Annotated in this window: 14 protein-coding genes and 1 riboswitch; of the genes, 12 read left to right on the top strand and 2 right to left on the bottom strand. The window is 63.0% G+C overall.

Annotated features, from left to right (window positions below; translation table 11 throughout):
- The first annotated feature begins 48 nt into the window (after positions 1-48).
- The 9 genes from V6X73_RS00450 (at position 49) to V6X73_RS00410 (ending at position 9,117) form a co-directional block, all read left to right on the top strand.
- Positions 49-423, top strand: coding sequence for a copper resistance CopC family protein (locus V6X73_RS00450; protein ID WP_367958290.1), 375 nt, complete (start codon positions 49-51; stop codon positions 421-423).
- Positions 410-1,267 (top strand): copper resistance D family protein, encoded by an 858-nt coding sequence (locus tag V6X73_RS00445; protein WP_367958291.1) that lies wholly within the window; start codon positions 410-412, stop codon positions 1,265-1,267. The genes V6X73_RS00450 and V6X73_RS00445 overlap by 14 nt, the downstream gene beginning before the upstream one ends.
- A gap of 201 nt (positions 1,268-1,468) precedes the next feature.
- Positions 1,469-1,568: riboswitch (glycine riboswitch) on the top strand.
- 164 nt (positions 1,569-1,732) lie between these two features.
- Complete coding sequence (locus tag V6X73_RS00440) at positions 1,733-2,968, top strand: D-amino acid dehydrogenase (protein WP_367958292.1); 1,236 nt, start codon at positions 1,733-1,735, stop codon at positions 2,966-2,968.
- A 79-nt stretch (positions 2,969-3,047) separates the two neighbouring features.
- Entirely contained in the window at positions 3,048-4,109 is a 1,062-nt protein-coding gene (locus V6X73_RS00435; protein ID WP_367958293.1) for an ABC transporter substrate-binding protein, read from the top strand.
- Complete coding sequence (locus tag V6X73_RS00430; RefSeq protein ID WP_367958294.1) at positions 4,102-4,635, top strand: TackOD1 domain-containing metal-binding protein; 534 nt, start codon at positions 4,102-4,104, stop codon at positions 4,633-4,635. Before V6X73_RS00435 ends, V6X73_RS00430 begins: the two co-directional genes overlap by 8 nt.
- On the top strand, positions 4,628-5,908 hold the full coding sequence (locus V6X73_RS00425; RefSeq protein WP_367958295.1) for a glycosyltransferase family 2 protein: 1,281 nt from the start codon (positions 4,628-4,630) through the stop codon (positions 5,906-5,908). The genes V6X73_RS00430 and V6X73_RS00425 overlap by 8 nt, the downstream gene beginning before the upstream one ends.
- Complete coding sequence (locus tag V6X73_RS00420; protein ID WP_367958296.1) at positions 5,908-6,882, top strand: HlyD family secretion protein; 975 nt, start codon at positions 5,908-5,910, stop codon at positions 6,880-6,882. The genes V6X73_RS00425 and V6X73_RS00420 overlap by 1 nt, the downstream gene beginning before the upstream one ends.
- 12 nt (positions 6,883-6,894) lie before the next feature.
- Positions 6,895-7,716: an enoyl-ACP reductase FabI gene (gene fabI, locus V6X73_RS00415; protein WP_367958297.1), complete on the top strand. Its 822-nt coding sequence runs from the start codon at positions 6,895-6,897 to the stop codon at positions 7,714-7,716.
- Between the two features lie 3 nt (positions 7,717-7,719).
- Positions 7,720-9,117 (top strand): bifunctional enoyl-CoA hydratase/phosphate acetyltransferase, encoded by a 1,398-nt coding sequence (locus V6X73_RS00410; RefSeq protein ID WP_367958298.1) that lies wholly within the window; start codon positions 7,720-7,722, stop codon positions 9,115-9,117.
- Here the strand turns inward: V6X73_RS00410 and panD are convergent.
- Together panD and V6X73_RS00400 are read right to left on the bottom strand one after the other, a co-directional pair.
- Positions 9,097-9,456: an aspartate 1-decarboxylase gene (gene panD / locus V6X73_RS00405; RefSeq protein WP_367958299.1), complete on the bottom strand. Its 360-nt coding sequence runs from the start codon at positions 9,454-9,456 to the stop codon at positions 9,097-9,099. The two genes, V6X73_RS00410 and panD, sit on opposite strands and share 21 nt — an antisense overlap.
- 29 nt (positions 9,457-9,485) lie before the next feature.
- Positions 9,486-9,797 (bottom strand): ribbon-helix-helix domain-containing protein, encoded by a 312-nt coding sequence (locus V6X73_RS00400; protein WP_367958300.1) that lies wholly within the window; start codon positions 9,795-9,797, stop codon positions 9,486-9,488.
- Between the two features lie 216 nt (positions 9,798-10,013).
- Between V6X73_RS00400 and V6X73_RS00395 the strand changes: the two genes are divergently transcribed.
- The 3 genes from V6X73_RS00395 (at position 10,014) to gloA (ending at position 12,799) form a co-directional block, all read left to right on the top strand.
- Complete coding sequence (locus V6X73_RS00395; RefSeq protein WP_367958301.1) at positions 10,014-10,577, top strand: twin-arginine translocation signal domain-containing protein; 564 nt, start codon at positions 10,014-10,016, stop codon at positions 10,575-10,577.
- Positions 10,578-10,589: 12 nt separating this feature from the next.
- Entirely contained in the window at positions 10,590-12,176 is a 1,587-nt protein-coding gene (locus V6X73_RS00390) for a GMC family oxidoreductase (RefSeq protein ID WP_367958384.1), read from the top strand.
- A gap of 83 nt (positions 12,177-12,259) precedes the next feature.
- Positions 12,260-12,799: a lactoylglutathione lyase gene (gene gloA, locus V6X73_RS00385; protein WP_367958302.1), complete on the top strand. Its 540-nt coding sequence runs from the start codon at positions 12,260-12,262 to the stop codon at positions 12,797-12,799.
- The last annotated feature ends 33 nt before the right edge of the window (positions 12,800-12,832 follow it).

Raw genomic sequence — 12,832 nt, 5'->3', positions numbered from 1 at the left:
GCGTGAATTCTGTAATAGTGTCAGCGATTGAAAAGCTGGTTAGAAATAATGGAACGATATAACGGTATAACGGCCGCCGCGGCGGCGCTGCTCCTTTGGGCCGCCATAGGGGGCAGCTCGACGGCCGGGGCGCATTCACAAACGGTGCAAAGCGAGCCACCCAACGGCGCGGTGCTTGGCAGGGCACCGGATCAGGTAACGGTGCAGTTCGACGCCCCGATGCGCGTGATCAGTGTCGAACTCACCGCGGCACGGGGCGAGACATTTGATGTGAGCGCAAACGCAGGCCGCGATCCCGCCGAGCAGTTGGTCGTGGATCTGCCGGCCCTCGGCCCCGGGGATTACAGCTTGAGCTGGCGCGGGTTGTCCGAAGACGGTCATAGTATGGCCGCCGAGATGGAATTTCGCGTTGACGCTGATTGAAGCGAGCATTGTCGCCGTTAAGGCCCTGGCGTACGCGAGCGGGATTGTGGCGGCCGGTCAGCTTTTCTGCCTGTGGCTCATCCACGAGATTCCCGCTGATGAAGAGCTTGTGATGCGGTCACGCGGGGCTGGGATAGCGCTGTTGGCGCTGGTGCTTGCCTGGGCGTTGATCGGCCTCGAGGCCGTTTTTCTGGCGGGGGGGCAATGGCAGGCCTTCTTTGATCCGGCGCTTTGGGGATTCGTGCTCGACGGGCCCAATGGCTTGGCCATGGCAGGCAAAAGCGCCGGTCTCATGCTTGTGATGATCGCAGGTTTGCCGGGGCGGACGGCAGCGGTCGCAGGCCTTGCGGGTGCCGTTTTATTTTGTGCCGCCTTCACGATGACTGGACATGTAGCCGCTCTGTCGAATGATTGGTTCCAGGTCCTATTACTGACGCATCTGTTGTGTCTGGGATTCTGGCTGGGGGTTTTCCCGCCGCTTTATCGATTATCCGGAACTCAGCCGCAGGTTGCCGGCGCGATCGGAGAGGTCTTTGGCCGGCGAGCGATGGTGGCGGTCGGGCTGCTCGTCATTACGGGTGCCGCGACCCTTACTCGTATTCTGGGGAATCCCCTGGCGGCGACGACAACCCCCTATGAACAGCTTTTCGCCCTCAAGCTTGGGATTTTTGTTCTAGTCATGGCAGCGGCGGCGGTTAATAAGCGTCGTCTGACACCGGCCCTGCAACGCGGCGAATCGAAGGCGGGTCGCCGTATGCAGCGCTCGCTGTTGATTGAGGGTGCCTTGATTGGCGCTGTTCTGGTAGTGACGTCGGCCTTCACGACCCTGACCGGACCGGCCTGATTGTCGCTGAAAATGGCGGTGTCGGTACGGGCTGCAGCCGCACCGACACCAGTCCCTGCCTGGGCCCATCCATCCGTGGACTTTCCTTGGTTTGCCCATCACTAGCCTATCGTCCAAGGCGACGGCGCGCGTCGGAGGAAAGGGTTAAAGCTATCGGACGTCGGTGATTGCAATGCCGTGCCAAAGTCTGGAAACTCCTAGCTAGCGTCAGCGGGAGAGTCCGCGCAGTCGATCGAACTGTGGCGGCGCCGAAGGAGCAACGACCCCGGAATCTCTCAGGCCACCGGACCGCTGTCGCGGCATCGATTCCGAAAAGCAGCCGCGCCCCCGGGCGTGGGCTCGCCGAAGGAGCAAACGGCAGAGGGCGTTGCCCGGCCGTGAATCTCTCAGGCACCAGGACGGAAGGGGTACGGGTCATCGCCATGGCGATGGCAAGTGCACTGGAGCCGATCGGGAGACAGTCTGATGCAGAAAATCGCCGTTATCGGCGGTGGCGTGACCGGAATAACCACCGCCTACGCGCTGCTTAACCGAGGATTTGAGGTCACGGTTTTCGAGCGGCAGCGCTACGCCGCCATGGAAACCTCCTTTGCCAATGGCGGGCAGCTCTCCGCCTCCAACGCCGAAGTCTGGAACCACTGGCCCATCATTAAAAAGGGGCTTAAGTGGATGTTCCGGGCCAATGCCCCGCTGCTGGTCAATCCGAAACCCACCTGGCACAAGCTAAGCTGGTTTGCAGAATTCATCGCAGCCATTCGCCGCTACGAGCGCAACACCAGCGAGACGGCCCGTCTTGCCATCGCCGCACGGGATTATCTTTTCCAGTGGGCGAAGGACGAGCAGATCGATTTCGACCTCGAAAAACGCGGCATCCTCCATGTCTACCGGGACAAAGCCGGCTTTGATCACGCCGCCGAGGTGACCCGACTGCTTGCCCGCGGCGGCCTCGAGCGTCGGGCGGTAACGCCGGATGAAATGCGTGCGCTGGAGCCCAATCTCAAGGGTGATTTCTACGGCGGGTTCTACACCGAATCCGACGCCACCGGCGATATCCACAAGTTCACCTACGGCCTCGCTCAGGCGGTTGAGCGCCGCGGCGGGCAGATGCGGTATGAAACGACGATCCAGGATCTGGGTTGCGATGGAGACGGCGTGTGGATTGACGCCGGTGCCGGGCGCGAGCGCTTTGAAGGTACGGTGATTTGCGCCGGGACGGCAAGCCGCTGGATGGCCAGTCGACTTGGCGATCGTGTGAATGTCTACCCCGTCAAGGGCTATTCCATTACCGTCCATCTCGATGACGAGGCATCACAGTCGGCAGCGCCCTGGGTGAGCCTGCTCGATGATGAGACCAAACTGGTCGCGAGTCGCCTGGGCGTGGATCGATTTCGGGTGGCCGGTACAGCCGAATTCAACGGTTTCAATCGGGACATTCGCAACGACCGCATCCAACCGATCGTCGACTGGGTGGAGCAGTGCTTTCCGGGCGTGAGCACCCGACGCGCGGTGCCCTGGAGCGGGTTGCGGCCGATGATGCCGGATATGATGCCGCGGGTCGGGGCCGGTCGGCGGCCCGGGGTTTTCTACAATACGGGCCACGGGCATCTGGGCTGGACGCTGTCGGCGATCACCGCCGAACAGGTGAGCGATGCGGTGGCAGAATCGGCAGAGAACGGATTGCGCCCCCATGCGGTAGGGTGACAATTCGGAACGGTTGGGTGACACGGACGGTCCGTGGGGTATGCGAAAGCGAGGCCCTGTTTTATCGCTGCTTGGATCGGTGCTGCTCATTGCTTGCGAAGAGACGGGGCAACCCCGAGCGGCCGACCCGGCCAGTCGCCCGGATGACGTCGAGGTCCTCCAACTAGGCACGACGAGTGACATGGGCCGACTGCCCTGGAGTATCGCCGAACGGGCAGGGACGCTTCGTGCGATTGAGCGGCGGCACGACGTGCGGATCGATATTATTCGGTTCGCCAACGAAGCGGATGCCGTGGCCGCCTACGGCCGGCGCGACATCGATGCCGTCACGAGCACACTCAGCACGATGATCGGGACGGTGGAGGCCGAGCCACGGGATACTCACGTGGTTGTGGTCACTGACTTCTCCCGCGGCGCTCACGGGCTTATCAGCCGGACGGTCCGCCATCCGCGGGATCTCCGCGGCCAGACGATCCACCTGCCGCTCAACACCGCGAGCCACTATCTGTTATTCCGCGTCCTCGAGCGGGCCGGCTTGGACATGGGCGATGTCAAACTGGTCGATACCCCCGCGCCCCGACTGTTGGAGCGGGCCATTCGTGGCGAGATCAATACTATGGTGGTGGGCGCGCCAGTGCTCGGTCAGCTGCAGGTATTGCCCGAATTCCGTTCGATTAGCACGAGCCGCTCGCTGGGCGGCGAACTGATCGGTGGGGTTATGGTGGATGGGGCGTTGATCGACCGTAAGCCGCGGCTCGGCCATGCGTTGGTTGAGGGCTGGTTCGAGGCCGTGGGGGAGGTGCTGCTGGATGCCGAGACGTTCACAGACGCGGGGCTGGAGGCGTTAGCCAACCTTAGCGGCTTGTCGGAGACGCAGGTGGCGAGGTTTTTGAGTCCACGGGATTTGGTTGCCAATGCGCAGGCGTCCCTCGGCCTGATGGCCGGGCGCAATCTTGATCGCACGATCCTCGGTGCCCAGCGTTTTCGACTCGATGCACGCGCGTTCGGCTGCACTCGCTCGTCCACCGAGAGCTGTGTCTTCACCCGGGACGGCAACCGGATCACCAATGGGGTGGGTACCGAGATCTACCTCAATGGTCAGTTCCTGAGACAGTGGCGCAATGGCGGCGATGATGACTGATGGACGCACTGCCGCCGCGATGTTGCTCGAAGCCCTGCCGAACGACGACTGGCTGGAGCCCGACCTTGCGGTGCCGGCCGAGCGGATGTATGGCGTGGGGCGCGATGTCGGGGCACTGGACGCGCTTGTGCGCGAAGGCCGGGCGACATCGATGGTCCGGCATCGGTGCGCGCGTTGCCCTGTCTGTCGGTGTCACCAGTGCATCATTGACGAGCGCTGTGCCCGGTGCGAGTCAGCCAATTTGGTGACGGTGTCCCTCTATCACCATATCCCCTGTGCCGGGATTTTTCCGGCTCCCGACGGCATTGAGGCGGTTGGCGAGTGCCCAAAGTGTCACGCCTCGCTGGCCCGGGATCCCCAGGCCAGCGAGCCCGTGGGCGAGACCTACCGATGCATCGACTGCAATGCCGAATCGCCGGAGCCGGCGTTGCAACTGCTGTGTCTGCAATGCCACAAAGCGCATGACCTACAGGACGTGCAATTCCACCGGTTGTGGCAGTACCGCAGGGTCGATGGCGATGGGTGAGATTGTCCACTGGCTCGCTGTATTCCTTGGCGCGAGTCCCCTTGCGACGGTCGCAACGGTCTTCATCTTCGATATTCCACGGGATCTGCTCTCGATCACCGGCCTCGGGTTAAGCCGCCTGCGCCGGTCGGTGCGCGAGACGCCAAGCGGACTGGTATCCGCTCAGAGCGGGATAAGCGACGTTACGGTGGTCATCCCGTCTTTTAATAACGCCGAAGGTGTGCTCGTCTCTTTGGCGAGTCTCCGCCGCCAGCGCCTGTCGCCGGAACGGGTTATCGTCGTATGCGACGGCTCGACGGATCGGTCTGTGGCGGTGCTCTCGGCGCTACGGGACCGCGGCGATATCGACATGCTGGTCGTTAACGATCGGCGCATGGGGCGCGCCACCGCGGGCAATATTGCGCTGCAGTATGTGCAAAGCGACTATGTGCTATTCATCGACTGCGACACCCGGCTTGACCCGGAGGCCATTGCCGCGCTGCGGGCGCGAATGGCAGACCGGCCCGCCACCGCGGCCTGCTCGGGCAATATCATGGTGGCCAACCACGCGGCGAGTCTCTGGACCGGGCTGCAGCAGCTCGAATACATGACGGCCATCGACTTTGGCCGCGAGTTTGCCGATACCTTTGGTGCGGTGGCCTGCTGTTCCGGCGCCTTGACCCTGTATCGAACTGCCACTTTCGCCGCAACCGGTGGTTTTTCGTCCGGCTCCGGTGAGGATCTCGCCACCACGTTGCGGCTTCGTCGAGCCGGCCACGAGGTGCATTTCGAGGCGGCGGCCTGGGCGTACACCAACGCCCCGGAGACATTGCCGGGCTTGATCCGGCAGCGGCTCCGCTGGGACCGGGATGCCTTTCGTATTCAGATCCTGCAGTTTCACCAATTGCGTAAACAGGGCGCTGGCGAGCCGCTCGCCAATACACTCCAGCGCTATGACTATGTGCTCTTCACGCTGGTGCCAACGCTGCTGATGCCGCTTTTCCTGCCCATCCTCACCCGCGTGCCCGGTGAGCAGTTGCCGGCGTTCCTCGCGGGGGGGTATCTCTTTTTGGTTATGATCGCGGCGGTAACCCTGGCGCCGGTTTTGATCGGGGCTCGCGGCCCGGTGCCGATTTTCCAGGTGTTACTGCTGCCGGTGTTTCCCTTCTATCAGGGTATTCTGATGAAACTCGTCCGGCTCTACGCCTATGTCAGCGAGGCAATCGGCCATGCCTCGGTCCATGATGGCTATCTGCCGGCAAGGGTCCGACAGCGGCTGAATGGACGGCACTGATGCGGATTCTGCACTCGGGCGAGAAGGTCGATCACAACGATCAGCGCTATCAGACCTCCGGGCGATTCGCCCGGACGATCTACTCGCTGATGGTACTCGCTGTGATCGGCTACGCCCTGTATTTTTTTGGCCGGCCCTACCTGGTGCTAGAAGGCCCCGGCGTTGTCACCGCTCCGGTACGGGACGTATCGGTGCCTTTTGTGGCCGATGTCCGGTTGGTGCATGTGCGGCCCGGTCAGCGGGTCTATCCGGGGGCCTTGCTGGTGACGTTAAACCGCGCCGGCCGGGGGGAGGCCCTGCGCGATATCGATGCGGCCATCGCCGACCGTGCACAGGACATCGATGCGGTGCGCCGTGAACTCATGGTCGCACGGCGCATGGAGCCCACGCTTCGGCGTCGTATGGAAGAACTCCGCGACGCGCTGGCGCGAACGGACCGTACCCCGGGGGCCGTGGATCTACTCACCCGCGCCGGGCTTCAACGCGAATACAGCGATGCCCGCGCCCGTCTGGAAGAAAACCGGGCACAACGGCGCAATTTGCCTGATTTGCTGGCACAACTCATGGAAGATCGAAGCCGCTTGCAGATCCGCCGCGCCGAAGTGGCAACCCAGTGGCAGAACCGCCGGGTGCTCGCGCGTCAGTCAGGGACCATCGGCGCCGGTGTGATATCGGAAGGCGACAGCATCACCCCCGGGGAAGTGATGGTCCGCTTACTCGATCAAGATCGGCGCTACGTCCGCTGGGAGCTGCCTCAGACCCTGTTGCGGCTGCCCCGTCTGGGCGAAGACGTAGTGATCGAGGCGGCTAATGTCCGCGTCCCGGGGCAGGTGGATCGTATCTTGACCCTCTCGGATTCGGTGGCGAATGACTCGGCGGATCGCGGGCGGGTGGTTCATGTTGAACTAGACGCCGCTGATGCCGAGCGCCTGGCGCTTGAGAGCAGCGTCACAGTGCGGATGGGGTATTTTTGAGGGGCCGAACGCATGACCGATACGCCAACCAACCACCCGTCCCCGCCCCTGGGGCTCAAGGCCTTCTCGCTGGCAGGCCGGGTGGGCATTATCACCGGGCTTGCCAACGACAATAGCATCGCCTTTGGCTGCGCCCGTGCGCTTCATGCTCTGGGGGCGACGTTTATCGTCAGTTACGCCAGCGAGAAGTCCGAGCCCTTTGTGATGCCGCTGGCCGAGGCCATGGGCCGACCCGAGTACTGTCTATGCGATGTCGAAGACGAGGCATCGCTTGCCGGTTTGTTCGACCGGGCCCGGCGACGCTGGGGGCGTCTGGATTTCGTCATCCATTCCATTGCTTTCGCGCCTCTGGAAGATCTGCATGGCCGGGTCACGGACGCCTCCGCTGCAGGATTCGGTCTGGCCATGGATGTCTCCTGCCATTCGTTCATTCGCATGGCCCGGCATGCCGAACCGCTTATGGATCGGGGCGGTGCCTTGCTGGCGATGACCTATCACGGCGCCGATCAGGTGGTGGGTGAGTACAACCTCATGGGGCCGGTGAAGGCCGCGTTGCAGTCCACCACGCGGTATCTGGCCTCGGAGCTTGGGCCGTCCGGGATACGGGTCAATACGATCTCACCCGGGCCGATCCGCACGCGGGCGGCATCCGGGCTGAAAGACTTCGATACCCTGGCCGCGGATGCGACGGCGCGGGCGCCGTTGCGGCGGTTGGTCACCATCGAGGAGGTGGGGAATACGGCGGCCTGGCTCATCGGCGACGCCGGCGCCGCGGTCACCGGGGGGATCCACTACGTAGATGGCGGACATCACAACGAGTTCGGTGGGGGATAGCGCATGAGCGATGGCGCGCAGGCCGGATTGATTGAAAATCGCACGTTCGACGAGCTGGCCATTGGTGATGCCGCCGCTGTGGACAAGCGTCTCACGCTTGAGGATATCAAGCTCTTCGCGGTGATCTCCGGCGATGTCAATCCCGCCCATGTGGATGAAGAGTACGCGCGTGGCAGCCGTTTCCATGAGCAGATCGCCCATGGCATGTGGGGCGGTGCTCTTATCTCGAGCGTGTTGGGGACGCGCCTGCCCGGGCCCGGCACGATCTATCTGGGCCAGACCCTGCGCTTTCATGCGCCGGTGCGACTGGGAGACCGGGTTCATGTCACCGTGACCGTGCGTGACAAGATCGCCGACAAAAACCAGGTGATCTTTGCCTGCGCCTGCCACAACCAGGACGATGCGCTGGTGCTGGATGGCGAGGCTCGGGTGCTGGCCCCCACCGAGAAAATCCGACGCCCTCGCACGCTCATGCCCACGGTGCGGCTTGCCGAGCGGGGGCGGCTGCACGAACTGTTGGCCAACACGGACTACGTGGCGCCGATTAAGACAGCGCTGGTGCACCCCGTGGAGCCGGCGCCGCTTCGCGCCGCGATCGAGGCCGCTGAAACGGGCATCATTGAACCGGTGCTGATCGGTCCCGACGAGCGCCTTCGACAGGCCGCTGCGGATGCGGAGGTGGATTTGGGGCCATATGCTTGCGTATCCGTCCCCCACAGTCATGCCGCGGCGCAGAAGGGCGCCGCCATGGCAGCATCCGGCGAGGTCGCGGCGCTCATTAAAGGTGCCTTGTCCGCTGACGAATTGCTCACGGCACTGCTCGCCGATAACGCCAGACTGCGCACCGAGCGGATCCCCTGCGAGGTCATGGCCTTCGATGTGCCGACCTATCCACGGCCGCTACTCATCGCCGACCCCCGGGTCAACGTGCATCCGGATCTCTTTGCCAAACGCGATATTGTACTCAATGCCGTGGAGCTGGCCCATGCATTGCAAGTGGAATCGCCGCGGGTGGCGATGCTCTCATCGTCTGAGGCCATCGACCCACGCCTGACCTCGACGCTGCATGCCGCCGCCGTATGCAAAATGGCCGACCGCGGGCAGATCCCTCGGGCAGTCGTGGATGGGCCAATGGCCTTTGATACCGCCATATCGCCGGCCACCGCAAGCGCCCGGGGCGTTGTCTCGCCCGTCGCGGGGCAGGCGGATGTCCTGGTCGCACCGGATCTGGAGTCGGCCAGTATGCTGGTCAAGCAGTTGCACCACCTCGCCGACGCCCGGGGCGCGGGCTTGTTGTTAGGCCTGCGGGTGCCGGTCGTCATGAGCGAGCGGGACGATGATGTGCCCACCCGGCTCACCGGCATCGGGTTGCTGGCGCGTCTAGCGCTCGCGGGATCTTGACCGGTTGTGCTCGTCCACGAACACCAGCCGTGGCTGCCATCCTTTGGCCGTCTGGACGTCCACTGTGGCGTAGGCGGCGATGATGATGCGATCGCCGACGCCGGCCCGATGGGCGGCCGCGCCGTTAATGCCGATCACGCCGGAGTCGACCGCGCCTTCGATGATGTAGGTCTCGAAGCGATGCCCATTGGTGATGTTGTAGACATGCACATGCTGGAACGGCAGCAGCCCGGCCGCGTCAAGGAGCGTGCGGTCAATCGTGATGCTGCCCTCGTATTCGAGGTCGGCTTCGGTGACCGTTGCCCGGTGGATCTTGGCTTGTAGAACCGAGATATGCATTGCCGCTTGGTTGCCTCACTGGTATCGCCTCAGGAGCCGGTAGCCTGCCAAGGCGCGGTTGTTGGTGACTCTGTCGGGCATTGTACGTTCTCGATAAAGCGGGCGCAGCATACGCGCAGCAAGGATGCGAGGTTGCGCACCTCACCGCGGCGGGCCAGCACCTCATCATGGATTTCGCAAATGAACTGCGGCACGGACATGTCCTGGGACGCGCTGAGCTGTTCGAGAATCGTCCCGAACTCGTTTTCCAGCCGCACGCTCGTTACAAAGCCGTTCAGTCGCACCGAGCGGGTTGTGCATTCATAGCGCTCGGTGGGTGTCGACGAATACACCTCACACATGGGTTCTCTCCTCCCGGATCGATAATTGTTGGAATCTCGGCCGACGTGAAACCGTCCGGGCGTCCATGCCTTATCCCGATGTTTACTCTCGCTTGATAGCGGATGCAAGCCACGTAGTAGCGCGCTACTACCCATGCCTGTGCCCTGCGCCTTAATGTCGACCACAGGCATGACGCATCAGAACGTCAGCCCGTTCAACCAGGAGGAGGATTCACAATGCTGGACCATTCAGTCAGCCGTCGCGGATTTCTCAAAGCGACCGGCTCCACACTGATGGGCACCCTCGCCATGACCAGTCTGCCGGTCGCCATCCTGGCACCGGGTAAGTCCTGGGCGCTCGAGCTGCAGCGTCTCACCGGTCGACAGGGCGAAGTGCTCCTTAAACTCACCCGACATATCTTTCCCCACGACACGCTCGAGGACGCGGTCTATGCGCTGGTGGTCAAAGACCTCGACGCCGCCTCGGCGGACGGCGATGTCCGCAACATGATGGCCGCCGGCATCGAACATTTGAACGAGCGGGCCGGTGGTGACTGGCTGGATCTCGACGAAGACCGGCAGTTCATGCACGTCCGGGCGATTGCCGGCTCGGAGATGTTCGAGAAGGTCCGCTCCACCGCCGTGGTCTCGCTTTACAACAACGAAATGGCCTTTCGGCATTTCGGCTATGGCGGCGAGCTGGGGGATGCCGGCTATCTTCAGCGCGGCTTCAACGACCTGACATGGCTGCCCGAACCTCCGGCGGAGGCCAGTGGCCCCGTCTACGGTTCGGCTGGTTGAGGAGATTGAGTGATGGAGTCCTACGAGAACAAAACCACCTTCGGCCACGATGACAGTGATGTCGTGGTGATCATCGGCTCGGGCGCCGGCGGCGGGACCCTTGCCGACGAGCTGACTCGCAAGGGGATCGATGTCGTCATCCTCGAGGCGGGCCAGCTGCACAAACGCTCCGATTTTATTGCCGACGAATGGGCGTCCTTCGGCCAGCTCGCCTGGCTGGATAACCGCACCACCTCCGGAACCTGGCGGGTCTCCCGGGATTTTCCCAATCTGCCTTCTTGGATCTGCAAGGCCGTCGGCGGCAGCACCACCCACTGGGCCGGTGCCAGTCTGCGCTTCCAGCCTCATGAGTTTCGCGTGCGAACCGAGTACGGCGAGATCCCCGGTGCCAATCTGCTCGACTGGCCGCTGACCTATGACGATCTGGCGCCGTATTACGCCCGTGCCGAGGACAAGATGGGCGTGACCCGCACCAATGGCCGTCCCGGCCTGCCGGGTAACAACAACTTCAAGGTCATGCATGCGGGAGCCACGGCGCTTGGCTATGAGCAGGTCCATACCGGCAACATGGCGGTTAACAGCGTGCCGCGGGACGGCCGCTCGGCCTGCCTGCAGCGGGGGTTCTGCTTCCAGGGCTGTGCCACCGGCGCCAAATGGTCAACCCTCTATGTGGAAATCCCCCGGGCGCTTGCCACGGGCCATGCCGAGCTGCGTCCGCAGTCCCATGTCGCCCGCATCGAGCATAACGCGGCAGGGCAGGTGAGCGGTGTGGTGTACTTTGACGCCGATGGCAACGAGCAGCGTCAGGCAGCCCGGGCCGTGGCACTGGCCGGTAACTCCATCGAGACACCGCGTATGCTGCTGAACTCGCACTCCAGTCGGTTCCCGGACGGGCTCGCCAACTCCTCCGGGCAGGTGGGACGCAACTACATGCGTCACATGACCGGGAGCGTCTACGCCACCTTCGAAGAGCCGGTGCACATGTACAAAGGCACCACCATGGCCGGCATCATCCAGGATGAGTCCATTCACGACCCATCCCGGGGATTTGCTGGTGGCTACGAGATGGAGACGCTGTCGCTGGGTCTGCCGTTCATGGCCGCGTTCCTCGACCCGGGGGCCTGGGGACGGGACTTTACCGAGGCGCTGGACGCCTATACGCATATGGCCGGCATGTGGCTGGTGGGTGAGGACATGCCGCAGGAGCGCAATCGCGTGACGCTGCATGACTCGCTCAAGGACCAGTACGGCCTGCCCGTTCCGGATGTGCATTTTGATGATCATCCCAACGACGTGGCGATGCGTAACCACGCCTTCGAACGCGGTATCGCCGTCTACGAGGCGGCCGGCGCCAAAAAGGCCTATAAAACGCCACCCTATCCATCCACCCACAACCTGGGTACCTGTCGCATGAGCGCCAGCCCGCTGGACGGGGTGTGCAATGGATTTGGCCAGACCCATGATGTGGACAACCTGTTCATCTCGGATGGCAGTCAGTTCACCACCGGGGCGGCCGAAAATCCGACGTTGACGATTGTCAGCCTTGCCATCCGGCAGGCGGAGTATATTGCCGAGCAGATGGCCGCCCGGGCCATCTAGTCCACCCTCGTACGGGGCGGAGTCGTCATCCGCCCCGTGATCTTCTGGCTACCATGGGAATCTGTACAGGGAGCTTGAACACCATGGCATTCAATACCGAACGTTATCCGGGCGTTGCCGAGAATGTCTCGGATCGAACTGCTGGATTTACCCTCAACCACTGCATGATGCGCATCAAAGATCCTGAGCGGTCTCTGGCGTTCTACACCAATATCTTTGGCATGCGCGTTCTGCGGCGGCTGGACTTTGCCGAGCTGAACTTCTCGCTTTACTTTCTCAACTGTCCGGCGGGGACCGATGACCCGCCCGAGGACATCGGAGATCGGACGGTGTGGACGTTCTCGCAGCGCGGGCTTCTCGAGCTCACCCACAACTGGGGCAGCGAGGACGACCCGGACGTTGCTTATCACGATGGCAATTCCGAACCGCAGGGCTTTGGTCATATCTGTATCTCGGTGCCGGATCTCGACGACGCCGTGGCGTGGTTCGATGACAACGAGGTTCCATTCATCAAACGCCCGGAGCAGGGCAAGTTGCCGGATGTTGCCTTTGTCCGTGATCCGGACGGCTACTGGATCGAGATCGTCGAAGCGGCCCGCCTGCCGGGGCTCGGCCGGGGCTAATACGCTTCTCCTCCCCCAACGTGGGTGTGCATA

The sequence above is a fragment of the Spiribacter pallidus genome, assembly GCF_040838495.1.
GTDB lineage: Bacteria > Pseudomonadota > Gammaproteobacteria > Nitrococcales > Nitrococcaceae > Spiribacter > Spiribacter pallidus.
This window is presented reverse-complemented; position numbering and strand designations above follow the sequence as displayed.

Bases quoted from the DNA above. Each gene is read 5' to 3' on its own strand.
- V6X73_RS00450 (WP_367958290.1), top strand. From the start codon at position 49: ATGGAACGATATAACGGTATAACGGCCGCCGCGGCGGCGCTGCTCCTT.
- V6X73_RS00440 (WP_367958292.1), top strand. From the start codon at position 1,733: ATGCAGAAAATCGCCGTTATCGGCGGTGGCGTGACCGGAATAACCACC.
- V6X73_RS00430 (WP_367958294.1), top strand. From the start codon at position 4,102: ATGACTGATGGACGCACTGCCGCCGCGATGTTGCTCGAAGCCCTGCCG.
- V6X73_RS00425 (WP_367958295.1), top strand. From the start codon at position 4,628: ATGGGTGAGATTGTCCACTGGCTCGCTGTATTCCTTGGCGCGAGTCCC.
- V6X73_RS00420 (WP_367958296.1), top strand. From the start codon at position 5,908: ATGCGGATTCTGCACTCGGGCGAGAAGGTCGATCACAACGATCAGCGC.
- fabI (WP_367958297.1), top strand. From the start codon at position 6,895: ATGACCGATACGCCAACCAACCACCCGTCCCCGCCCCTGGGGCTCAAG.
- V6X73_RS00410 (WP_367958298.1), top strand. From the start codon at position 7,720: ATGAGCGATGGCGCGCAGGCCGGATTGATTGAAAATCGCACGTTCGAC.
- panD (WP_367958299.1), bottom strand. From the start codon at position 9,456: ATGCATATCTCGGTTCTACAAGCCAAGATCCACCGGGCAACGGTCACC.
- V6X73_RS00400 (WP_367958300.1), bottom strand. From the start codon at position 9,797: ATGTGTGAGGTGTATTCGTCGACACCCACCGAGCGCTATGAATGCACA.
- V6X73_RS00395 (WP_367958301.1), top strand. From the start codon at position 10,014: ATGCTGGACCATTCAGTCAGCCGTCGCGGATTTCTCAAAGCGACCGGC.
- V6X73_RS00390 (WP_367958384.1), top strand. From the start codon at position 10,590: ATGGAGTCCTACGAGAACAAAACCACCTTCGGCCACGATGACAGTGAT.
- gloA (WP_367958302.1), top strand. From the start codon at position 12,260: ATGGCATTCAATACCGAACGTTATCCGGGCGTTGCCGAGAATGTCTCG.